Here is a 23,586-nt window from a genome sequence, read left to right as displayed (position 1 = left end):
TTCATTTTGCAATCTCGACATTACACTTGCGCAAATATATGCTATTTAATGTTTATTAGGAATAGGGAATGAAGCTGAAAATTTGTGTTTTACAACTATCCTGTATTATGTTATAAACTAAATATGTACATTTGTGTGGCGAAAATTTAAATGTAAACAAATTGGCAAAGAGAAAGAAGCAATTACCTCTGTTAGAGAAGGTAATGATTACGGGTGTTGCAGCTGAAGGTAAAGCAATAGCGAAAGTAAATGATTATGTGGTATTTATTCCCTATGTCGCACCCGGAGATGTAGTTGATATCCAATTAACAAGAAAGAAAAACAGTTATGCCGAAGGGCGCGTAGTCCATTTTCATGAATATTCACCTCAACGAGTTGAGCCTTTTTGTGAACATTTTGGAGTTTGCGGCGGTTGCAAATGGCAGCACCTACCCTACTCAGAACAATTAAAATATAAAAACCAACAGGTGCTTGACAACCTCACCCGAATCGGAAAAGTTGAAATGGAAGAAGTTTTACCGATCCTCGGTTCAGAACGCACCACCTTCTATCGGAATAAACTGGAGTTTACCTTTTCAAATAAGAAATGGCTGACAGATGAAGAAGTAAGATCAGGCGCTACGTTTGATTGCATGAATGCTGCCGGATTCCATATACCCGGTATGTTTGATAAGGTCTTAGATATTAATAAGTGTTGGCTACAGAGTGAGGTATCCAATAGAGTACGTTTGGCAATTAAGGCCTTCTGTCTCTCGCATGAAGGATATCCATTCTTCGATCTTCGCAATCAGGAAGGATTCATTCGCACGCTGATGATACGAAACTCCTCTACAGGGGATTTAATGGTTGTTGTAGTCTTTTATTATGAAGACAAAGAGAAACGGGAAGCTTTATTATCTTATATACAAGAACAATTCCCGGAAATCACCTCGTTATTATATGTCATAAACGAGAAATGCAATGACACAATCACAGATCAGGAAATACATGTTTTTGCCGGAAGGGATCACATGCTTGAAGAAATGGAAGGGCTAAAATTTAAGGTCGGTGCCAAATCATTCTACCAGACAAACAGTGAACAAGCTTATAATTTATATAAGATAGCCCGTGAATTTGCCGGTCTAACCGGTAATGAAATCGTATATGACCTTTATACAGGAACCGGAACTATTGCGAATTTCGTCTCTCGCCAGGCAAAGAAGGTAATCGGAATAGAATATGTCCCGGAAGCGATAGAAGATGCTAAAGTTAATTCATCCATAAACGGAATAGAAAATACATCTTTTTACGCAGGAGACATGAAAGATATCTTAGTAGAAGATTTTATCAAACAAAACGGACAACCCGATGTTATTATTACAGACCCTCCACGCGCCGGAATGCACGATGATGTAATAAATACGATCCTAAACGCAGAACCGGAAAGGATTGTCTATGTAAGTTGTAACCCGGCAACACAAGCCCGTGACCTGAATCTTCTTAGCGTAAAATATTCTGTTAAGAAAGTAAGACCTGTAGATATGTTTCCTCATACCCATCACGTGGAAAATGTAGTGCTTTTGGTAAAAAAATAAGAATTCTCTCTCATGATAAAGAAGGAATTACTCTGTTTATTCATTTTCAGTATTTTGTTTGGTTGCATTGGTCGAAAAGATACTGAAATGATCAGTATCCGATCCTTTGATCAGATTAAGGAATCCGGAGAAATCAAAGCGGTTACGTTATATGGCTCCACCTCCTATTTCCAATATAAAATGCAGGAAATGGGGTATGAATATGACCTGATTCATGACTTTGCCAAATCTCAAGATCTTAAATTAACAATCCTTATTGCAGAAAGTGTTCCCGAGCTAATCGAGATGATAAAGACAGGAAAAGCAGATGTGGCAGCTTATCCTATTTTTATCAATAATGAATTAAAGAAGGATGTGCTTTCATGCGGATACGAAGAATTGACCAGTCAGGTTTTAATACAACGGGCAAACAAAGGTGATAAGATATTAAAAGATGTAACAGAACTGATTGGCAAAGAAATACACGTAAAAGCAAATTCCAAATATTCCGAACGCCTGCAAAATTTAAATGAAGAATTGGGAGGAGATCTGATCATTCGTGAGGTTTACGAAGACTCTGTTACAACCGAAGATTTGATTGAGATGGTATCAAAAGGTGAAATAGCTTATACAGTAAGTGACGATAACTTAGCCCGATTAAACAAAACGTACTACTGGAATATTAATATTGGATTAAAGATCAGCTTTATGCAACGATCTTCATGGATGGTAAATAAAGAAAACAACGGTCTGGCTGATGCTATTGACGAATGGTCGTCAAATAATACAAGTAAACGTGCTTACAGATCGGCCATGAAACGATATTTCGAACTTAGCAAAATGCCGGATATAACCGAAACACCCGAAATCAAAAACGGACACATCTCCCGTTTTGATGAGTCTTTCAAGAAACATGCAAAATCCATCGGATGGGACTGGCGATTATTAGCATCAATAGCATATCAGGAGTCCAGATTCAATCCGAATGTTGTATCCTGGGCAGGAGCAGAAGGATTAATGGGGATAATGCCGGGAACCGCGAGAGGCTTTGGAATAAGTCCGCATGAACTACAAGATCCGGACATTGCTATTCACACAGCAGTACGCTGTCTGCTTGAATTTCGAAAAGGATTGAAGAATATAACTGATCCTGAAGAAAAAATAAAATTCACGTTAGCTGCTTATAATGCCGGTATAGGACATATATATGATGCACAAAGATTAGCCATTAAATACGGTAAAAGTCCAACTCTCTGGGAGAATAATGTTGTAGATTATATCCGGCTAAAAAGCGAACCGACCTTTTACAATGATTCCGTATGCCGACATGGTTATTTACGTGGATCGGAAACAGCAAATTACGTAAAAGAAGTTATGAAACGATTTACTTACTATAAAAACGTACAGACTAAATCTTAAATCAAAAGGGCAGAATGTGTTTCCCAACGAATTCCGCCCATCTACATTTAACCAAACTATTGTTTACAATTCTTGACTTCTCAGTCAATAATCATTTGTATATTAATTCACACCACAGGAATTAAACTTTACGCCATAACGCATAAATGCTCTATACGTCCACTGACAAAAAAAAGTAAAATCATTTACCTTCAATTCGTCCTGAGACGAGATAGGATATTGGTTAACTAAAGCAATGCAACAAGTTTTATTATCAATATGGAAAATACCTGAAGGTAAATCTTCATTTATCTTTTCTAATAATAATTGAATTTCTTTTGTTTATATTTAGCTATCGGAGTAGAAGAGATTGAAAAACTTGATATCATATCCTCATCACTCCTGACTTTGACGGTTTATTTTCGAAAACGAATGATTTTCAGCGTGTATTGTTTTTGTTTAGACACTACACCTAATTTCTACCATCCAGTTTAAATGGTACTGCTTGACAGGTATTTAAACATCGTTTAAATCAAAATGTATTTTTTACTTTTCGTTTAAAAAAAGTGTACCGTTCATTTTGCCAATTATACTTATATCGGATATGGAAAGATTAGCAACAAAACGACAAGCATACATCAATGCAGTAATGGCAAAAGAAGAAAATTCGGACGACTTAGGGGATGCCATTGCCGAATCCGTCCTTATCATCGCTCAAAAGAAAGGCTATAGCATAAAGAAGTAATTTCTCTTGCTATTTCTATCTTTTAGCAAAGATAAAATCAAATAACTCTTTATTCTCAGGAGAACTGAGCATCTTCTTCTTGATATAATGCTTTCTTTGCTTTACAACACTTATTTCTGTTGAGACAAAACATAGCGCCTTTGCATAAGAATCCAACGGCAAAAGAGAAAGGCAACATAATTTTATATCGTTTAGAGTCAGTTTTAGATCAATACTATAAAGCATTTCACAAAACTTATTGAATATCCGGTCGATTTCGTTTTGTAGCATTTTCTGTTTCTCATAACTCAAGACTTTAGCATCTTTTGTTCTTGGTTGTGCTTCCAGTTCTTTTAGTTCTGCAAACAATGCAGTTTGTACAAAAATATCAGCTTGTAAAAGAAAAGAAGAATATTCAATTTCTTTAATTTCTTTCGTTTTAGAATAAATCTCAGAATCAAGACTTTTGAGTTTATTTTCCCCTCTTTTATAGAATAAATGATTCTTTTTGTGTCGTAGATAAGCCCAGAAAAGTCCGACAAGTAATAAAGAACAGAGAAAGTCAACGAGTGTTTTTTCTCTTGAATTAGATCGATCTTCAAAAGTCGCTATTCTTTTATCAACAAAGTCTTTATGATTTCGGGTTTCAGCCTCTATTTCCTGTGACTTTTTATAAAGAAGCATCGCATTCTTGTGATATTCTTCAAGATAAGCCAGAGCAACCGTATAGTTCTCAAGTCGGGTTCCTATAAAATTCAGATATAAATAGTATTTCGACAAGATTTCTCAAACAGTCATTTTTTTCAACAATTCCAATCAAAATCACTTACTATTTTCTCAAACTTCAACATTCTGAATTTTATTATCACTGTCTAATTCCAGTACTCCATCCAGTTTTAATCTTGTATTATCAAAAGACACTTTATAAGTAGCCTTTTTCCCCTTAAAAGGCACCATTCCCGAAAGCGTATATAAGATAGTTTCTGTATATACCCCATTTTTTAATGTATAAGTACCGGAGGCACCGGAAATAATATTCCCCTTAGGGTCTGCTTTCACCCAGATAAAATGAGTTGCAGTAATAGGCTTTTGTTGTGTATAATCTTTAGCAACCGGGATACCACTACTTTCTACCAAATTCCAAGTACCTTGTATTTCCTGCGCCTTCATTATAGCATTTAAAGACAAAAACAAAACAACTATTAGAAATAGCTTCTTTTCATATTATTTTTTTTTAGAGTTAAACATGAAGACAAAAGTAAAGGATCTTTGCATGGAGAAAGACAAAAAAGGTAATATTACCAACATATACCAATCTAATAATCAACCCCTTAAATTCAGCAAGGTAATAAAGGCAAATTTATCGACAATGACACGCGATCAAATGATCATTCACGTATCCTACGGCCTGTAAATGGGCATAACAGATGGTTGTTCCGAAGAATTTGAATCCACGCTTTTTCATGTCTTTACTGATTGCATCGGACAATGGGGTGAAAGCGGGTACTTCTGCTATGGTTTGCCAATGATTAATTATGGGTTTGCCTTCGGGCAAAAATGAACGCATATAGGCGCAAAACGAGCCGAATTCCTTTTGTACTTCTATAAAATGAATGGCATTAGTAATTGTCGATTTGATTTTATTCCGGTTACGAATGATTCCGGTATCTTGCATCAGGCGTTCCACGTCTGCCTCTGTCATCTTAGCCACCTTTTCTACGTCAAAATTGTGAAAAGCGTTGCGATAACCTTCACGCTTTCTAAGGATGGTAATCCAACTCAATCCGGCTTGTGCATTTTCAAGAACGAGAAATTCAAACATTTTATGATCGTCGGTCACTTCTTTTCCCCATTCTTCATCGTGGTATTTTACATAAAGCGGATCCGTACCACACCAACCACAACGTGTTTTTTCCATAATTTCTTTTTTTTTATAATACAACGCGTGAAAAAGGAGCGGCATCCATTGGACAAAATTCCTTATCCATATATTTATAATAGCCCGTAATAGCCACCATGGCGGCATTATCGGTTGTGTAAGCAAACTTGGGTATATGTATTTTCCAGCCAAAACGTTTCGCATGATCGTGGAAGGCATCACGAAGTCCGGTATTAGCCGAAACACCGCCTGCAATAGCCACCTCTTTTATATTCAGGTCTTTTGCTGCTTTGCGCAATTTATTCATCAGAATATCGACTACGGTTACTTGTAAAGACGCACATAGATCGGCTTTGTTTTTTTCGATAAAATCCGGATCTTCCTTCAATCGATCACGGAGAGTATAAAGAAAAGAGGTTTTTAGTCCGCTGAAACTATAATCATATCCTGCTATATTCGGTTTGCTGAATGTAAATGCCTTCGGATTGCCTTCATTAGCCAGACGGTTAACAACCGGACCTCCGGGATATCCCAATCCCATGACTTTCGCACATTTGTCAAATGCCTCTCCCGCAGCATCGTCAATCGTTTGTCCGATCACTTCCATATCGTTATACGCTTTTACCTTTATGATCTGAGAATTTCCGCCTGAAACAAGCAGACACAGGAAAGGATAAGACGGCTGATCTGTATCTTCGGGCGTATCTTTAATAAAATGAGCCAAGACATGCGCCTGTAAATGGTTCACTTCAATCATAGGAATACCCAACGACATGGAAAGCCCTTTCGCAAAAGAAGTACCCACCAATAAAGATCCCATCAATCCCGGGCCGCGCGTAAAAGCGATCGCATCCAATTCGGATTTATCAATACCTGCGCGTTTAATCGCTTCACTTACCACCGGAATAATATTTTGCTGATGTGCACGCGAGGCCAATTCGGGAACAACGCCACCGTATGCTTCATGTACTGACTGACTGGCTATAACATTGGACAGCAATACACCGTCACGGATAACTGACGATGACGTATCGTCGCAAGAAGATTCAATACCTAATATTGTAATACTCATAAACTCGATATTTCTGCAAAAATAACGATTTCTCTGAGGATATAGCTCTACAGCATTCCTGTTTTATTACAATATCCCCAAAAGGCACTGATATGTTTACTGAAAAACAGGGCTCAATTCTTTTCGGGAAAGATAATCCTGTAATTTCCACTCAGATGCATAAAAGAGAATAAACGAAGCAAACCATCAAAATAAGCATCAAAGTATCCGTCTTCATAAGGGAGATGTTTTGCATTCCACAATTGATCTACAAACTCCCGGCTTTTCGGATGTGTACAATTCAACGATACGGCAGCAGATGTAGCCACCAATCCTAACGAGTGCCTCAGTTCTTTGTAGCCACCGGCATCCAATGTATCCGCCACCTGTGTTCCATCTACATTATATTGATCCACAAAAGTTTCAACCCCCTGACTGTAAAGGAAGTTTTGTATCTTATTACCATAATCTTGCTGCCACTTCTTGTCTGCGCACGACCAGGAATAATCCAGCGCAATATTCATCGGTACCCGCCAGGAGTCAAAGCGAAAGGCATCTCCTATAAGTCTGTTATAACCTAACAACGTTCCATCGTAGTTGTTATAATCCGGATTTAGGCCGGTTACCGGATGAATGCTTTTACGTAAATATTCCCGACTTTTCTCTGCACATTCCTGCCAGAACTCCGATCTTTCATCCTTTGCCCATCGTGCCCAGACTTCGTAAAAGGCCGGTAGATGATAGGAAGGATCAGTAAATCGTCCACCCCAGATATCGGGAACGAATGTGATCAATTTATGTTCCAGATTAATGAGGGGAGCAACTCGATTCATTCCTGCTTTTTGCATGGAACAATCCAGAATATGCTGTGCTTCGGCAAGATAATTTATCCCCGTGTCGTTACCCCAACGGTTGGATGCAAAGATGAGTGAGGTTATAAAATACAATTCTCCATCGGAAGCTGGGCCTTGCGCAAGACGTGTACCATCGGTTTTACAACTCCAGGCAAAGTAGCCCTTCAAAGGGCCATCCTTATGCTGCATATATTTTTTACTCCACCGCCACAAACGATCGAATAGATCTTTCCTGTCGAACTGCACGGCAATCATCATTCCGTAGGACATCCCTTCACTGCGCGCATCCTGATTTTTAATGTCACTTATATAGGCCATCGAATCACCAACTTCAAAATAAACTTTGTCCGGGCCGAAAAACACTCCATCGAACACCTCTTTCAGTTTGGCGTCGATATCTGCCTGCTTATAGCCCATTTCGGCAAATAGATTGCGGTATTCTCTCGTTTCAAAAGCGCCTTTTTCCCAAGGTAATTCATCAAAGCCTATCCAATCTATCTCTACATTACTTCCTTTTTGAAGAGAGACAGACAAATCCTGTACTCCTTCCGGTGCAAAACCAACGGGAGCAGTTACGACAGTCCAATCTTTACTCTGCGGTATATTGACCGATGCAATCACATCTCCGTCTTCACCGGCCGTTTGTATTTTTAATATACCTCCCGATTTCGAATTAAGCTTGATTTTTATTTTCTGAACTTTTTCATTGCCGAAATCTACACGATTGTATTGAACCCAGGCGTTCTTTTTACTGAAAACGGTTTTCCATCCGTTGAATTTATCACTTTCATCTAAAAAAGAGATCGATGCACCTGTAGAACTTATAGCAGTATAACGGTCTATCTGAATTCTCGCCCGCGCGTCGGACACGCCCACGCCACGCAAAGTAGGAGCAACTTTCTGAATCGTACCGTCCGCATTAAAGAAAAGTGAATCTACGCGTACGGATCTGTTCTTATCGAACTCCGGAGAGTAATCATTGTGATGATAAAACAAGTACCATTGGTCTTTGTATTCTATGATAGAATGATGATTTGTCCAACAGCTCGTAGGCGACTGATCCATAATTAATCCTTTAAACTCAAATGGTCCCATCGGACTATCTCCCATGGCATAGGCTAAGGTTTCCGTTTTATCCTGAATCCAGGGAAAAGTAAAATAATATTTTCCACTGCGCTCAAAAACAAAAGGACCTTCTTTGAATCCTTCCGGCAAGCCTTCTATCTGTAACGGTTCCGTAGCCAATTCCGTCATATTATCCTTCAGTTTTGCCATGAACATTCTGCGTCCTGCCCAGTAGATATAACTTTGGCCATCGGTATCGACCAAAACACAGGGATCAATTCCATGTATTCCTTCAATAGGTTTGAATTGCGGCATAAAAGGGCCGTAGGGCTTCTCTGCGATAGCAACACCTATGGCAAATCCGCGTTTCTCTTCTCCACGCGGAGTAGAAGGATAATAGAAATAATACCTTCCATCCTTATAAACGCAATCGGGAGCCCACATGGAATAAGACTCCGGCTGTATCCAGGGCACACGTTCTTGACTGACTATAACTCCATGATCTGTCCAATCTATCATATCTTCAGAGGAAAAAACATGGTAATCGGCCATACAAAACCATTCTTTCAAACGTTCTATAGGACTGGGTATGTCGTGAGAAGGATAAACATATATTTTCCCCTCAAAAACCTTAGCCGTGGGATCGGCGGAATATTGGTCTCGTATAATGGGATTTTGTGCAAATACCACGTGTGTAACTAATGATAAAAAAAGAATTAAAAGAGCTTGTTTACTGTTCATGATTGGTCGGATTTAAGATGTATGCTCAAAGTTATCCGACCGGCTACTTCTTCCCAAGAAAATACGTTACAAACACTTTATTATGTATTACGCTTAGGGCAATAATATCATTGTCTTCAGCACTGATGTTACAAAATTTTCTCCCTATGTTACATTTGGAGAAAAACCTCCGGCAGGAACTGTTTTCTATCATTTATTCTACATAATTTTGAGAATAAAGCCACAATCGATGGATAAACGAACAATCTATACGAACAATCTATTACAGACTTCAGGATGGGTAATCCTGTTGATTCTGTTCTTCTTTTTTATTCAAACAACAGGAGCATACAACTTTTGTTACGTTGAAGAATGGAACACTTTTTTTTATGACGCTCATTATATCCGGAATATTCTGGCATACCCCGGAGGACTTGCGCAGCTTATTGCTAATTTTCTGATTCAATTTTTTGTTTATCCTATAGTCGGAGTACTGATTACAGCGCTACTACTCACGCTGATCAGTTTTTTTACTACGCGTATTTTATACAAGCTTACACACAGTAACACCCTTTTATTTCTATCATTTTTCCCTGTTGTCTCTTTACTTTTCCTCCACTTTAATGTCAACTATCTTTACACGGGAACAATTGCTCTTTTATTGATGTTACTATGTATCTGTCTGCAATCCTATTTCCGTAAGTTCAGATCACGTTTCATCTATTCACTCCTGAGTACTTTTTTCTTGTTTATTGCCGCCGGTCCGGTAGCTCTTTTGTATAGCTGTCTTTTATTTATCATAGAACTGTTTCAAAATCCGAAAAAAGCATTCTGGTTTGTCCTTCTGCCTCTCTTCGTTTTTCTATTTGGTAAAACAGCTATGTGGTTTGGACTTTTCGGGAACTTAAAACATGCGATTCTGCCGGATGGATATTTTACGTTAAGACTTCATCCGGGATTTATCATATACCTGCCTTGGGTTTTATTCTTAATCGTATTTTCGATAGCGTGTATCTATAAAATAAGACCTTTCAAAAAGACTTGGACAAAGGGTCTGTTTGTAGCGCTTCAATTTGTAGCCGTAAGTTATTTTATTTTTGCCGGGACGACTAAATACATGGACACGAATAATGAGTTTTTCAAAGAACTAAATCACTATGCACGTCATAATGCATGGGATAAAATCGTTAACAAATGCGATAAAACTCCGATGACAAACCTGCTGTATCAGAACTATCTGAACGTTGCTTTGGCAGAAAAGGGCGTACTGGCTGATAATTTATTTTCTTATCCGTGTGTAGATATACGAAGCATCTATGTAACAGGGAATAAAACACCTTATATTTCAGCTTTGCTTAGTGATGTTTACTTTTCGATGGGACATATAGCCTTATCGCAACGATATGCTTTCGAAGCAAACGAAAGTGTGGGCAATTATTCACCTCGAATGATTCAACGTTTGGTTCAGACGAATCTGGCCTATGGGTATTATGGTACAGCGCAGAAATATCTCCGGTTACTTAATAAGACTCTGTTTTACAAAGATTGGACGATACAACATCAGCATTTTCTGTGGGATGACAAGGCGATAGAACAAGATTCCGTTTTGGGTGCAAAAAGGAGATGCCTCTTTCCCGATAATCGCTTTTCCGGCTATAAAGGGTTGGATGATGATCTGAAACAAATTATTATTCAAAATCCGTCTCATAAAACGACAATCCAATATTTAGGTTCATTGTATCTGCTTTCTAAAGATATGGAAGGGTTCAGATTGACATTGGAGAACTTTTATAACACACCGGCTTTGCCATCTGTTCTGCCTGTTTCATTTCAGGAAGGAGTGCTCGTATTGGCGGAAGAAGATTCGAATATGTTAAACAATTATCAGATACAGGAGAATACGATTCAACGTTATAAAGCATATAAACAGCATACGTTGAAAGAGCGTCATACGTTATGGCATTTTTTGAATTTAAAGACGAAAATTAAGTAATGAAAAAGCAGAATATTCTAAATTTATTTCTCTTCATTAGTGGTGGTTTGTTGACAGCTTGTTCTTCGGAGATCAAAGTAGATCATTTTATGGAATCCCTCCCTCCTATTTATCCGGATTATACAGAGGTTACCGTCCCTCCCAATATAGCTCCGTTAAACTTTACTATGCCGGACAGTTGTGGAATATCCGATCTTCATGCTGTTTTCAATGCCGGAGAAACTCAAGTGAATGTTTCTGATAGAAATGGGCAATTACGCATGGGTGCGTCTGATTGGAAAAAACTATTGGCTTCGGCTATCGGCTCGTCTATCTCTGTCCGCTTACAAGCTAATAAACAAGGGAAATGGGTAGAATATGCTCCATTTAATATCTATGTTGCCACAGAAAAAACAGATCCGTATATCGCCTATCGATTAATAGAACCGGGCTATGAGATCTGGAATGAAATGGGGATTTACCAGCGTTGCTTAGAGAATTATACAGAAACGGCCATACTTACCAACAAAATGACGAATTACGGATGTATGAACTGCCATTCTTTCTGCCTCCAGAATCCGGACAGAATGCTTTTCCATCTTCGCATTGACTATTCGGGTACTTATATTCTGGAAAACGGACAAGTAGAAAAACTGCCGGCAGAAACTCCTTTAGTATATCCATACTGGCATCCGTCGGGCGATTTTATCGCTCTTTCGACGAATACGACTAAACAAATGTTCCATACAACAGATAAAAACAGGGTTGAAGTCATGGATTTCGCCTCAAATATTGTGGTCTATGATTTGAAAAAACAACAGATAATCACATCTCCCCGACTGTCTTCCCCCGAAAGTTTTGAAACCTTCCCAACCTTCTCCCCCGACGGGAAAACACTTTATTTCTGTTCTTCGGATAGCGTAGCAATGCCTGACAATTATCAGAGCGTAAAGTATAATTTATGTGCCATAAGTTTTGATCCGGACTCCCGGTCTTTCGGTAGTCAGGTTGATACGTTATACAACGTACAAAAAGACAACGGAAGCGTTTCATTTCCCCGGATTTCTCCTGATGGAAAATGGTTGATGTTTACGCGTTCTTCTTACGGTAATTTTTCTATCTGGCACAAGGAGGCCGATCTATATCTTGTGGATTTAAAGACAAAGGCTGTGCATTCTTTATCTACCTTAAACAGCGATGATGTAGAGAGCTATCATTCCTGGAGCAGTAACAGTCGTTGGGTAATATTCAGCAGCCGCAGAATAGACGGTCTTTATACGCGTCCGTTCATCGCTTACATGGATATAAACGGAAACGCACATAAGCCTTTTTTATTACCTCAGAAAGCTACGGATTACTATACAAGCTTAATGAAATCGTATAATATACCTGAGTTTATTACAGGAAAAGTCAAGGCTAAATCATATACGATTGGTCGTTCTGTCCGAAACATGAACAGTCAATAATCGGCCTTTTTAAATAGGTTGTTTATAGACTAAGAATAAAGGCCATACCAAAAGTCTCCTCTTTGTACGGCCTCATTCTCAACTTAAATCAAAAAACTAACCTTTTTACTTATATGCATCATTCTGATCACAAAGCGGATTCTTGATCAATTCATCTGCCGGAATAGGCATATCCATTCTGCGTTCATCAAATTCAAAGTTACGTACAGTCTGCCAGTCACTTTTCGGATCAGACTGTTGAGCATGCTTTGGGTAGTTTATCGCTACATGTTCTGCCATAAATCCTGATTTAAGCATATCGGGGCATAAACACCATTCTGCACTGAATTCTTTACGACGCTCCATGTTTACAGCCACTTTCCATACAGGAGAAGTAAAACCTTTATTGGCCTTCAACTGTGCATAGTAGGTCTGAGCATCAGGAACTGTAACAGACTCCGTAGCAAACGAAACGGGATAATGATCTTTAATTGAGACATAATAACCAAAACCACCATCACCATAGAAAGAAGCCATTTGATCACTATAATAAGGTGAATAGAGACTCGTCAACGAAGAAGCACTTCCTACTTCTTTATTACCGAATGCACGTTCACGAAGTGTATTGATTTGATCCCATGCTTCAGCATCGCCTTCACCATAAAGAATGAAACGGCATTCGGCATAGTCTAACATAACGTTTGGAAGGCGTTTTCTATAGATTTGAGCAGGAGCCCACTGGTCGTTATTCCAGTGACAACGTCCCAAACGCCAATACTTTGTTGTATAAACAGCCGGAGCATATTCACCACCGGTATCATATTTATAATTATCATAGGCTAAATATTCCTGTACAAAAGGATTGAATCCGTTGGGAGAAGCTTGCGCCTTTTCAACATAGTTCGCATTTTCAGACGCACCCAGCCATTCCTGCGGTATAGAAATAGTACTCTTCCATTCCGCTTTAGCCAATTTACTTTCAGGAATACCGGCAGTAACTAAAGAACCGTCGCGACGTTTGTCTCCCGGCTCAAAAGAATCGTAAAGTTCCCATGACAAAGCAATAGTTCCCCAACCACCATTAGCAGGAGCCGCAGAGTAGTAAATAGTCCAACCATTAGCACCGCTAAGAGCGTTAGCATCCCAGCTACTCCATTTGTCACCTTCATTCAGCACCTGTTCATAGATTGATTCTTTCCCCCAAACACCGGTAGCATCCCACAACGTAGTGAATGATTTATTCAATTCATATTCACCGGAATTCAGCACTTGTTTCAAGGCTGCTTCCGCCTTCTGGTAGCATTCAGTAGCTTGATCAGAAACACGATAAGCCTTCCACATATAAGCATCACCTAAATAAGCTAAAGCCATCCCCTTGGTACAACGACCATATTGGTTATTATAGGGTTTCCAACTGAGTAGGCCTGCAGCAGTTTCCAAGTCTGCGATAATAAAGTCCCACATTTCTTCGTAAGTTTCAGCTCTTGCCTTATAAGGAGTGTTAACATAGGTTTCTCCTGTAGCCAACATAGGAACGCGACCAAATGTCGTTGCCAACCAGAAATAATGGAAGGCACGAACCACGCGGGCTTCACCTTCAGCCGTATTAACCACCTCCGTTGAGAGATTTGCAGCATTATCTGCCAAGTTCTGCAAGAAGTCATTACAACGGCTAATGCCACTATACGCATGGCTCCATCCGTCTTTCAACTCTGTTTTATCAGCAGTCCAACTCTGCGTCATAAAGTCTTTATCCCAACCTGTAGCTTGTGTATCCATCGTTGGATGACAACCTGTAAAAATATACGGTTTGAAGGGGTCTCCATTAAGCCCCTCATCATCCTCAGAGGGAAGCATAGAATCATAACAACCGTTCAAACTTCTAAGTGCGTGTTCATCTGTATCATACCCTGAATTCAAATCCAAAATGGAATAGTGGTCAACAGTCAGAAACTCATCGTTGTCACAGGAGGTAGTTCCCACCAAAAGAGCTGTTCCAGCGAATAAACTGTATAATATATTATTAATTTTCATATCATTCTTTCATTTAAATTGTTAGAATTGTACATTCAGACCGAATGAATAAGTACGTGGAGATGGATAGCGACCGGTGTCCAAACCTGTTACAAGTACACTACCTTGACCGCATTCGGGATCACCATATTTGTTATAGGAAGAAATGGTCAACAAATTGTTTACAGCTAAGTAAACACGTACATTCTGAATCAACAATTTGTCCACAAAGGATTTGGGCAAAGTGTATCCCACCTGAATATTACTAATCTTCAGGAAATCCCCATTCTTCACCCACGCATCAGAAGCACGCATGTTGTAATTTGCATCCATCAATGAAAGACGAGGTAACGTACCATTGGTATTATCCGGTGACCAAGCTTGTGCAGCAGCCTCTTTTAAGATGTTTGGAGTAGGGTCATCAGCAGTAAACACATTAGACAGACGCATGGCTGAATAAGAGTAAATTTTCTGTCCTAACACGCCATAAGTATAAAGAGAAAAATCCCAGTTTTTATAGGTAGCTCCAAAATTCAAACCATAGTTGAGTGCAGGAAAACCATCCCCCAGTACATCCATATCGTTTTCATCAATGAAACCATTACCATCCAAGTCTTTGAATTTAAAGTCACCGGCTTGAGTTTTATCATTCTGATAATAACCGCTGTTACTTCCATTAGTAGCGGCATTAGCGGCATCCACTTCCGCCTGATTCTTAAAGACACCTTCCACACGATAACCATAGAAAGCACCTACTGCGTATCCTTCCTGAGATACAGAGTGATTACCCCAGTGATAACCGGCTGCAGCACCTACAGCACCCGTATTGGAACCGTCTCCTGTACCCTCACCACTTGCATCTGAATTGGTATAATAAACAGGGTCACCCATCTTCTTGATTTCGTTCTTCAATGTAGAACCCGTCAGTGTTGCATTGATACTCCAATCCTTATTCAGACGTTTATTATAGCTGATACTCATTTCGAATCCCTTATTCTCGATTTCACCATAGTTCGTATAAACTTGTTTGAAACCGGTTGAAGGACGTACCTGACGATAGAGTAACAAATCTTTGGTTTTACGGACAAAATAGTCTGCCGTAATATTCAGATCTCCTTGCAGTAAGCCTAGGTCAACTCCCACGTTTGTTTGTTCATTCGTTTCCCATTTCAGGTTAGTGTCCACTAAACCCTGGTATGTACCGCCCGTAGCTGAAGGAGTAGAACCTATCCCCATATTTCCTCCTTGATTATAAAAATTATACTTCACAGAGGCAGCAGTCAGAGCAGAAACAGACAAGTCGGTAGCACCACCGGAATTACCCGTTTGTCCCCAGCCAAGACGTAATTTCAGGTTAGATACCCAATCTTGATCTTCCATGAAAGCTTCTTCAGAGATACGCCATGCAGCTGCTGCTGAAGGGAAAGTACCCCAACGATTACCAGAACCGAAATTAGAAGAACCATCACGACGTACAGTACCGGTAACAATATAACGATCCTTCAACGTATAAGACGCACGCGCAAAGTAAGAGATAGCACGTGATTCGAGATTCAACTCACCGTCAGCACTTAATGTACTGGCGTCGGAGGTCAAAGTCACTTTACGAATATTATCGCCGGGGAAATTCTTGGCACCTGCACTTGTCCATTGACCGTAAAAGCGGGAAACCTCATTACCGACCATCGCAGTAACATTGTGTATATCATTCTTCCAGTTATATGTAAAATAATTCTGGAGAGAAAGAGTCTGACTCTCGTTATTACTCAAATTAAAAGAGTTCGTATAATCGATCTTATTCAACGTAACTTCCACCATATTACCATTAATTTCATTATACCGTTGATTGTTGGTAGATCCTGCAAAACTTTTATACGACCCTCCATTGTAGTTATAAGAAGCCAAGGTTTTAAAAGTTAACCCTTTAAACAATGTCAGATTTAAATAAGCACTTGCCAGAACACGGTTGTTGCGGTTACGTGAACGGTTATTCATTTGGGTTGCATAAATATTATTGTATGAATCCAAAAAACCTTCGTTAGCATTCTTACCCAAAACGGCACTACCATATGTACCATCAGCATTCACAACATTCGGAGAAACATATGCTCCATCTGACGTAATATAGTCCATCGTGGGAGAGAGTATTTCCAAATCACGGAAAGAAGAGATATTACCAAAGTTACCGATACTACTATTTGAACCGTGAGAATCTGTATGAACATAGTTTAAATCACCTCCAAATTCCAGATATTTATTGATCTGCGTCTTTACGTTGGCACGAGTTGTGATACGTTGGTAACGGGAGTTTACAATTAACCCTTTGTTATCCAAATAGCCGACAGAGAAATTATACTGACTCTTGTCATTACCTCCTGAGGTAGAAAGGTTATAATTCTGACGCAAGGCCGGGTTAGTCATTTGATCTAACCAATCGATTACTTTACGCTTTCCATCGTATTGAGAGCTCCATATCTGATTGTAAAGCTCTGAAGCATCGTTAACGTGAGCCTGGCGAATAATTGCGGCATATTCATCCACACTACCTACATCCAAGCGGCTTGCGATTGTTTGGAGACCAAAGTCGGCCGTCAGATTCACGGTAGAGTGACCTTTAGCTCCATGTTTTGTGGTAATCATAATAACGCCATTGGCACCGGCTGATCCGTAGATAGCAGTAGCAGAAGCATCTTTCAAAATTTCCATACTTTCGATATCCGACGGATTCAGGAAATTAACATTGGTTCCCACTTGTATTCCATCCACTACGTAAAGAGGATCAGCTGACCCATTGATGGTCGCAACACCACGAATACGGATAGCAGCATTAGCTTCCGGAGCACCGTCCTGAGCCGTTACCATCACACCGGCAGCAGCACCTTGCAAACCTTGTGCAATGTTCACCGGAGCCTTACGCATCATGGTTTCACGGTCAACAGAGGCCACAGAACCGGAGATATCACTTTTCCTTTGTGTACCATAACCAACCACAACTACTTCTTCCAAAGCTTGTGAATCCTCGATCAACACAATGTCTAACGTAGTTTTTCCGGCTACTGAAACAGTTTGAGTGATGTAACCGATAAAAGAGAAAGCCAATTTAGCATTAGCGGGAACACTCATTTGATAAATACCGTTAAAATCGGAAACAACCCCATTAGCAGTACCAACTTGTAAAACATTTACACCGGGAATTACTTCCCCAGCGGCATCTTTAATCGTTCCTTTCACGGTAATATTTTGGGCATTTACCCAAACAGGTATCATTATCAGAAGGGATAATAACCCGATACACTTTTTAAAATTAATGTTGTTTTTCATACACGAAATAAATTAGTATTAGAGAAAAGAAAAATAATCTCAAAAAGGACAAGATCCTCCATTTTAGCAGTTTTCATGTTTTCATTATGTGGAATTTAAAAGGTTTAACATACGACTTAAAGTTCTACGCTCAAAATTATGGAGTTTATATGAAAGCCCTTTAAAATTATGATACACAAACTTTAAGTCATGTTACATCAACGCATTTTACCATTACATTTTTTTACAATTGTATTACATACACCTATTCAAAACCCGCTATATTCCTAACAAGTACGACTAATAAATATATCCACCTATTAACAAGAATAATCCACATCTATTAAAGCAAAAGAGAGTAAATTGCAGCTACAAATATTTTTCATCTATACCTCCATCGTGACAATTGGATGGAATGTTATTTTGCAATGCAACAAAACAGAACATATTTTAATTAAAAGTTTATGAAAAACACATTGAAATTTATTTTTATCTCATTGGTTTTATTACCTCTGGTTTCAAATGCTCAACAGACAGGGGTTTATCCTCCGGGCACGCAGCCGAACGAACACAATATTAATGGAGCCGATTATCCTCGCATAGGTGAAGACGGAAAGACTTATTTCAGGATTTATGCGCCTGATGCAAAAAAAGTCGAGATCAGTTTCCGAGGTGAGATGACAAAGGAAGCGGACGGCTTCTGGACATTAGTTTCTAAAGAGCCTGAGGTGGTAGGTTTTCATTATTATCAGGTTATTATAGATGGTGTTGGTACAGCCGACCCGAATGGCAAACCATTTTTCGGAATGGGTAAATGGGTAAGCGGTATAGAGATCCCGGAAAAAGGCGTGGATTACTATAAGGCAAAAAACGTACCTCACGGATTGGTGAGCGAAAGTTGGTATTATTCGGATATCCGTAACGAGTGGCGTCATTGTTTTGTTTACACCCCTGCCGGTTACGACAAGGATTCCGGGAAGAAATATCCGGTGTTGTATTTGCAACATGGAATGGGCGAGAACGAAACAAGCTGGGCAAATCAGGGAAAGATGAATTTTATTATGGACAATCTGATTGCTGAAGGCAAAGCCGTTCCGATGGTCGTTGTTATGGACAATGGCAATATTGAAGTGTTCAAACCGGAACCGGGAGAAACTCCTGATCAGGCAAGAATGAAATTCGGTGCGGATTTTTCCTCCATATTAATAAACGAAATTATTCCTCATGTGGAATCGAACTTCCGAGTACTCACTGATCGTGAAAACCGGGCTATGGCCGGCCTTTCGTGGGGAGGACTGCAAACGTTCAATACAACTTTAAATAATATCGACAAGTTCGCTTATATCGGAGGATTCAGTGGTGCCGGACAAATACCTTTGGATAAACTCGACACGGTATATGGCGGCGTATTCAAAGATTCGAAAGCGTTCAATGATAAAGTACATGTTTTCTTTATCGGAATAGGTTCGGAAGAACATCCGGAAAGAGCAAAAGGACTTAGCGACGGATTGAAGGCAGCAGGCATCAACAATGTTTATTACGAATCACCGGGAACAGCACATGAATTTCTAACCTGGCGCAGATGTTTGAACGAGTTTGCTCCGATGATCTTCAAAAAATAATGAAAAATTATTCCCCTCTTTGTCTATTCTTTTTCCTATTGTGCTGTGCATTTTCTTACGGTCAGCAATTAGAGTTGAATGATCAGGAGTATTCATTACAACCGCTACACCCTATATTTTCTTAGCGAATGCCGTAAAGGAATTAGCAAACAAGATAGGAAAATAATACTGTTGATTTTATAGATTAGATTTGCCCGATTGGATTCATAAAAGAGTCCGGTTGGGCTTTTATGCATTCAGTAAATAGTGTGAGAGTTTGACAATTTTCTCTATACGAATCCTTGTTTTATGCATCAATTGCGATATATTTGCCTCATGTCAATTGATTAACAGATGAACGACAATTTCTACTTAATATTATTTATCGGTTTGTCTTGCTGCATATTTTATATTATCTATCAGTATAGCAGAAAGCAAAAAAACAATCGAAAATTGCGAGAAGAAGAAATCGCAGAAAAACGTATGCAGGCATTGAAGGCTACTATCCCTAATGCTGATGAACAGCCGCCACACACGGACGAAGTGGCGAATAAACCGAAAGTAGATATTGACGCGATGATGAGAAACCTTAATTTTCGCCAAGAAAGATTCATTGAAGACAATCTTAAATCAGCTTCGCTTGCTGTTGGATATACGGATCAACAATTCATGCAAGATGTAATGGATATATTAGAGAACAATTATGCGGATTCTCAATTTGGCGTAAGAGAATTAACAGAAAAGTTAAATATAAGTTATACATTAATCTATAAAAAGCTGATTTCTCTAACCGGCCTCTCGCCTGTACGATTCATTCTATTGTACCGTCTCCGGATAGCCAAAAAGATATTAGAAAGCAGCAAGAACATAAACATTGCCGAAATAGCATATCATGTGGGCTTTAATGACCCCAAATATTTCACTCGTTGTTTCGTCAAACAATATAAGAAGACGCCAAGCAGTATGAGATTTTAGGTTCGTCATCAAGCTGATTTGCTATAAATGTGATTTACAGTCTTTTTAAACAACTCTAAAAAATATCTTTTGACTATCTTTGGGCATTCAAGAAATAGAGATAAAACGATGTCTAAACGAGGTACTATACTTGTAGTTGATGATAATAAAGCGATCCTGACGGCCATGAAAATGTTGTTGGAGTCTGTCTTTAAAAAAACAATTGTGATTTCTTCTCCTGAACAGATTAAAGCCGTATTGCGGAAAGAAACTCCGGATGTGGTTTTATTGGATATGAACTTCAAGGCTGGGGTTAATAATGGGAATGAGGGCTTATTCTGGTTGTCGGAAGTAAAAAAACTAAAACCGGCATTACCGGTTGTTCTTTTTACGGCTTATGCCGACATTGATCTGGCGGTAAAGGGTATCAAAGAAGGAGCTGCCGATTTTGTGGTTAAACCCTGGGATAATGACAAGTTAGTACAAACCCTGTTGAAGGCGGCTGCTTTAGAGGATAATCGAAAAGAGAAAAAAAACAAGGACAGTGCTCATATTGCAGCTTCCTCCGGAATGATCTGGGGAGAAAGCAAAGTGATGTTGCAATTAAAAGCGCTGATAGAGAAGGTCGCAATTACAGACGCCAATATCCTGATAACAGGTGAGAATGGAACCGGAAAAGAAATGCTTGCACGTGAAATACATGCTTTATCTAAGAGAAACAGGAAGGTCATGATTCCTGTCGATATGGGAGCTATTACGGAGAGCTTATTTGAAAGTGAATTGTTCGGTCACGTAAAAGGGGCGTTTACGGACGCAAATACGGATCGACCGGGCAAGTTTGAAGCAGCAAACGAAGGAACCTTATTCTTGGATGAAATAGGGAATCTCCCTTACCACCTGCAGGCGAAGCTGCTGACCGTGCTTCAGAGTCGCAGTGTTGTACGGGTGGGTAGCAACAAACCTGTCCCCGTGGACATCCGACTGATTTGTGCAACAAACCGGGATTTGGAAGAGATGGTTGTCGCGAATCATTTTCGGGAGGATTTATTGTACCGTATTAACACTATCCATGTTCGCATACCTTCGCTAAGGGAACGTCCGGAGGATATTATCCGATTGGCTGAAGTGTTCTTATCCCAATATTGCACAATCTACGGAAAGCAGGAAATGCAATTCACCAACGAAGCAAAGGAAAGTCTAAAACAACATCCATGGTACGGAAATATCCGTGAGTTGGAACATGCGATCGAGAAAGCAGTCATTATTAATGATGGGAGAGAATTAGATCGTGTTGCTATTGACCTGAATAAGGGAAAGGGCAAAGTAGAAAAAGAAATAACGACATTAGAAGAGATGGAGTATAAAATGATCAAAGAATCCATTGATAAGTTCGACGGGAATATGTCATTAGTTGCCCAACAGTTAGGTATTTCACGGCAAACGCTTTACAATAAAATAAAGAGATACGAACTTTAAGAGAGCAAAATGTTAGATCTATTACAGAAAAGATTATCCATCAGTCTGATTACTCTCACGTTATTATCAATTGTGAGTACATATCTGGCCATTCAGAAAGAATGGGTATTCTTAGGTGTTACTGTTTTCTTCTGGATTCTTATCTTTCTCTTAATCCTAAAACTTTATAAACGCAATGCCCAGAAAGTAGCGTTTATGTTTGACGCCATAGACAATGGAGATCAAGCATTTAACTTTGCAGAACAGGGTATATCCTATCCGGACGAAATGGTCAACAACTCATTGAACCGGATCAATAAAATTTTATTTCAGGCTAAAGCAGAAGTAATTCAAAAAGAGAAATACTATGAGTTGATTATTAACTCCGTTAATACAGGCATTATTGTTATCGATGAAAACGGATATGTTTTTCAGACAAACAGGGAGGCTATGAAACTTCTTGGAATGTCTGTTTTCACTCACGTAAAACAGCTATCCCGGATTGACCCCTCATTGGAAGAAGTTATTTCTAAAATCCATCCCGGAGCAAAAGAACAGATTAGTTTCTCGAATGAACGGGGCACAATGAATTTACTAATTCAGGTATCGGGCATAGAACTGCAATCCGTGAATATGCGTATTATTGCGATCAATGACATCAACAAAGAACTGGATGAAAAAGAGATCGACTCATGGATGCGTCTGACCCGCGTATTAACACATGAGATAATGAACTCGATCACCCCGATTACTTCATTAAGCGAAACTCTTCTTTCCACACAAGGGGAAGCTTGTCCTGAAATTAGAGATGGATTACAAGTGATCAATTCAACGGGGAAAAGCCTGATGTCTTTCGTTGAGTCCTACAGAAAATTCACACATTTACCAACCCCCACCCCGACCCTATTCTATGTAGCTCCTTTTGCTGAACGTATGCGACAATTGGCTTTGCATCAGAAAAACTATTCAAACATAAAAATAGAGATCGAGATCCCGCAAGAAGACTTGATTGTTTACGCTGACGAAAATCTGGTTAGTCAGGTGGTACTCAATCTTCTGAAAAACGGATTAGAAGCAATCGGCACAAAACAAGAAGACGGATTAATCATCATCAAAGCCTACACAAACAAAGAAGAAGCCGTTATCATAGAGATTATGAATAACGGGCCGGCTATCCCGACAGATGTAATGGAGCATATTTTTGTTCCGTTCTTCTCTACAAAAGAAAAAGGGAACGGTATCGGCCTTTCCGTATCCCGTCAAATCATGCGTTTATCAGGCGGAAGTATTGTTGTCAAGTCGGATATTCAGTCAGGCATTACCTGTTTCACGCTCACATTCCCCTGAAAATAAAAAAAACAAAATAATAGCAAATCCCACTATTTCCAAACAAATTAACACCAACCTCAACAGAGCTATTCCGGAGCGTTTTCTTAACTGGAATGACAAAATACATACCCCAAAAACAAACACTAAAAAACCAGGCTTAAAACACGTGACACAGCATGTCTATTTTTCCGGATTGCCGAAATTAGACGAAAAAAGCCAATGAAAAAAATCAATAGTATCCATAAAAAAAAAGATACTATTCAATTTTTGAAA

The 23,586-nt window shown here is 39.3% G+C and carries 16 protein-coding genes; 9 read left to right on the top strand and 7 right to left on the bottom strand.

The window, feature by feature from the left end; genetic code table 11:
• Window positions 1–161 precede the first annotated feature (161 nt).
• The 3 genes from rlmD (at window position 162) to PHT93_RS01835 (ending at window position 3,696) form a co-directional block, all read left to right on the top strand.
• A complete protein-coding gene (rlmD, locus tag PHT93_RS01845) occupies window positions 162–1,574 on the top strand; it encodes a 23S rRNA (uracil(1939)-C(5))-methyltransferase RlmD (protein WP_300238778.1) in 1,413 nt (470 codons plus the stop codon).
• A 12-nt stretch (window positions 1,575–1,586) separates the two neighbouring features.
• Entirely contained in the window at window positions 1,587–2,972 is a 1,386-nt protein-coding gene (locus PHT93_RS01840; protein ID WP_300238776.1) for a transglycosylase SLT domain-containing protein, read from the top strand.
• Window positions 2,973–3,555: 583 nt separating this feature from the next.
• Window positions 3,556–3,696 carry a hypothetical protein gene (locus tag PHT93_RS01835; protein WP_300238774.1) on the top strand — a complete coding sequence of 47 codons (141 nt, stop codon included), beginning with the start codon at window positions 3,556–3,558 and terminating at the stop codon, window positions 3,694–3,696.
• Window positions 3,697–3,711: 15 nt separating this feature from the next.
• On the opposite strand, the gene PHT93_RS01830 is transcribed toward PHT93_RS01835, so the two are convergent.
• The 5 genes from PHT93_RS01830 to PHT93_RS01810 all read right to left on the bottom strand — a co-directional run bounded on the left by PHT93_RS01830 (window position 3,712) and on the right by PHT93_RS01810 (window position 9,265).
• Entirely contained in the window at window positions 3,712–4,455 is a 744-nt protein-coding gene (locus PHT93_RS01830) for a hypothetical protein (RefSeq protein ID WP_300238772.1), read from the bottom strand.
• 57 nt (window positions 4,456–4,512) lie between these two features.
• Window positions 4,513–4,845: a hypothetical protein gene (locus tag PHT93_RS01825; protein WP_300238770.1), complete on the bottom strand. Its 333-nt coding sequence runs from the start codon at window positions 4,843–4,845 to the stop codon at window positions 4,513–4,515.
• A gap of 190 nt (window positions 4,846–5,035) precedes the next feature.
• A complete protein-coding gene (locus PHT93_RS01820; RefSeq protein WP_300238768.1) occupies window positions 5,036–5,593 on the bottom strand; it encodes a DNA-3-methyladenine glycosylase I in 558 nt (185 codons plus the stop codon).
• A gap of 13 nt (window positions 5,594–5,606) precedes the next feature.
• Window positions 5,607–6,626 (bottom strand): tRNA (adenosine(37)-N6)-threonylcarbamoyltransferase complex transferase subunit TsaD, encoded by a 1,020-nt coding sequence (gene tsaD, locus PHT93_RS01815; protein ID WP_300238765.1) that lies wholly within the window; start codon window positions 6,624–6,626, stop codon window positions 5,607–5,609.
• 113 nt (window positions 6,627–6,739) lie between these two features.
• Window positions 6,740–9,265: a glycosyl hydrolase family 8 gene (locus PHT93_RS01810; protein WP_300238762.1), complete on the bottom strand. Its 2,526-nt coding sequence runs from the start codon at window positions 9,263–9,265 to the stop codon at window positions 6,740–6,742.
• A gap of 229 nt (window positions 9,266–9,494) precedes the next feature.
• Between PHT93_RS01810 and PHT93_RS01805 the strand changes: the two genes are divergently transcribed.
• Together PHT93_RS01805 and PHT93_RS01800 are read left to right on the top strand one after the other, a co-directional pair.
• A complete protein-coding gene (locus PHT93_RS01805; RefSeq protein ID WP_300238760.1) occupies window positions 9,495–11,237 on the top strand; it encodes a DUF6057 family protein in 1,743 nt (580 codons plus the stop codon).
• The gene (locus PHT93_RS01800) at window positions 11,237–12,682 is read left to right on the top strand and encodes a hypothetical protein (RefSeq protein WP_300238758.1); all 1,446 of its coding nucleotides are present in this window, start codon (window positions 11,237–11,239) and stop codon (window positions 12,680–12,682) included. The genes PHT93_RS01805 and PHT93_RS01800 overlap by 1 nt, the downstream gene beginning before the upstream one ends.
• A gap of 105 nt (window positions 12,683–12,787) precedes the next feature.
• Here the strand turns inward: PHT93_RS01800 and PHT93_RS01795 are convergent, their stop codons facing one another.
• Both PHT93_RS01795 and PHT93_RS01790 read right to left on the bottom strand, forming a co-directional pair.
• Window positions 12,788–14,695, bottom strand: coding sequence for a RagB/SusD family nutrient uptake outer membrane protein (locus PHT93_RS01795; RefSeq protein WP_300238756.1), 1,908 nt, complete (start codon window positions 14,693–14,695; stop codon window positions 12,788–12,790).
• Window positions 14,696–14,716: 21 nt separating this feature from the next.
• Window positions 14,717–17,941, bottom strand: a complete 3,225-nt coding sequence (locus PHT93_RS01790; RefSeq protein WP_300238753.1) for a TonB-dependent receptor — start codon at window positions 17,939–17,941, stop codon at window positions 14,717–14,719.
• A gap of 497 nt (window positions 17,942–18,438) precedes the next feature.
• On the opposite strand from PHT93_RS01790, the gene PHT93_RS01785 reads away from it, so the two are divergent.
• The 4 genes from PHT93_RS01785 to PHT93_RS01770 all read left to right on the top strand — a co-directional run bounded on the left by PHT93_RS01785 (window position 18,439) and on the right by PHT93_RS01770 (window position 23,331).
• Entirely contained in the window at window positions 18,439–19,596 is a 1,158-nt protein-coding gene (locus PHT93_RS01785) for an alpha/beta hydrolase-fold protein (protein WP_300238751.1), read from the top strand.
• A 432-nt stretch (window positions 19,597–20,028) separates the two neighbouring features.
• Window positions 20,029–20,550, top strand: coding sequence for an AraC family transcriptional regulator (locus tag PHT93_RS01780; protein ID WP_300238748.1), 522 nt, complete (start codon window positions 20,029–20,031; stop codon window positions 20,548–20,550).
• Between the two features lie 108 nt (window positions 20,551–20,658).
• Window positions 20,659–22,005, top strand: coding sequence for a sigma-54 dependent transcriptional regulator (locus PHT93_RS01775; RefSeq protein WP_300238746.1), 1,347 nt, complete (start codon window positions 20,659–20,661; stop codon window positions 22,003–22,005).
• A gap of 9 nt (window positions 22,006–22,014) precedes the next feature.
• Window positions 22,015–23,331, top strand: a complete 1,317-nt coding sequence (locus PHT93_RS01770) for an ATP-binding protein (protein WP_300238744.1) — start codon at window positions 22,015–22,017, stop codon at window positions 23,329–23,331.
• Window positions 23,332–23,586: the final 255 nt, after the last annotated feature.

It is taken from the genome of Massilibacteroides sp. (genome assembly GCF_028705895.1).
Taxonomy (GTDB): Bacteria; Bacteroidota; Bacteroidia; order Bacteroidales; family Tannerellaceae; genus Massilibacteroides.
Note: the sequence above shows the minus strand (reverse complement) of the source record. Positions and strands in the feature narration are given on the sequence as shown.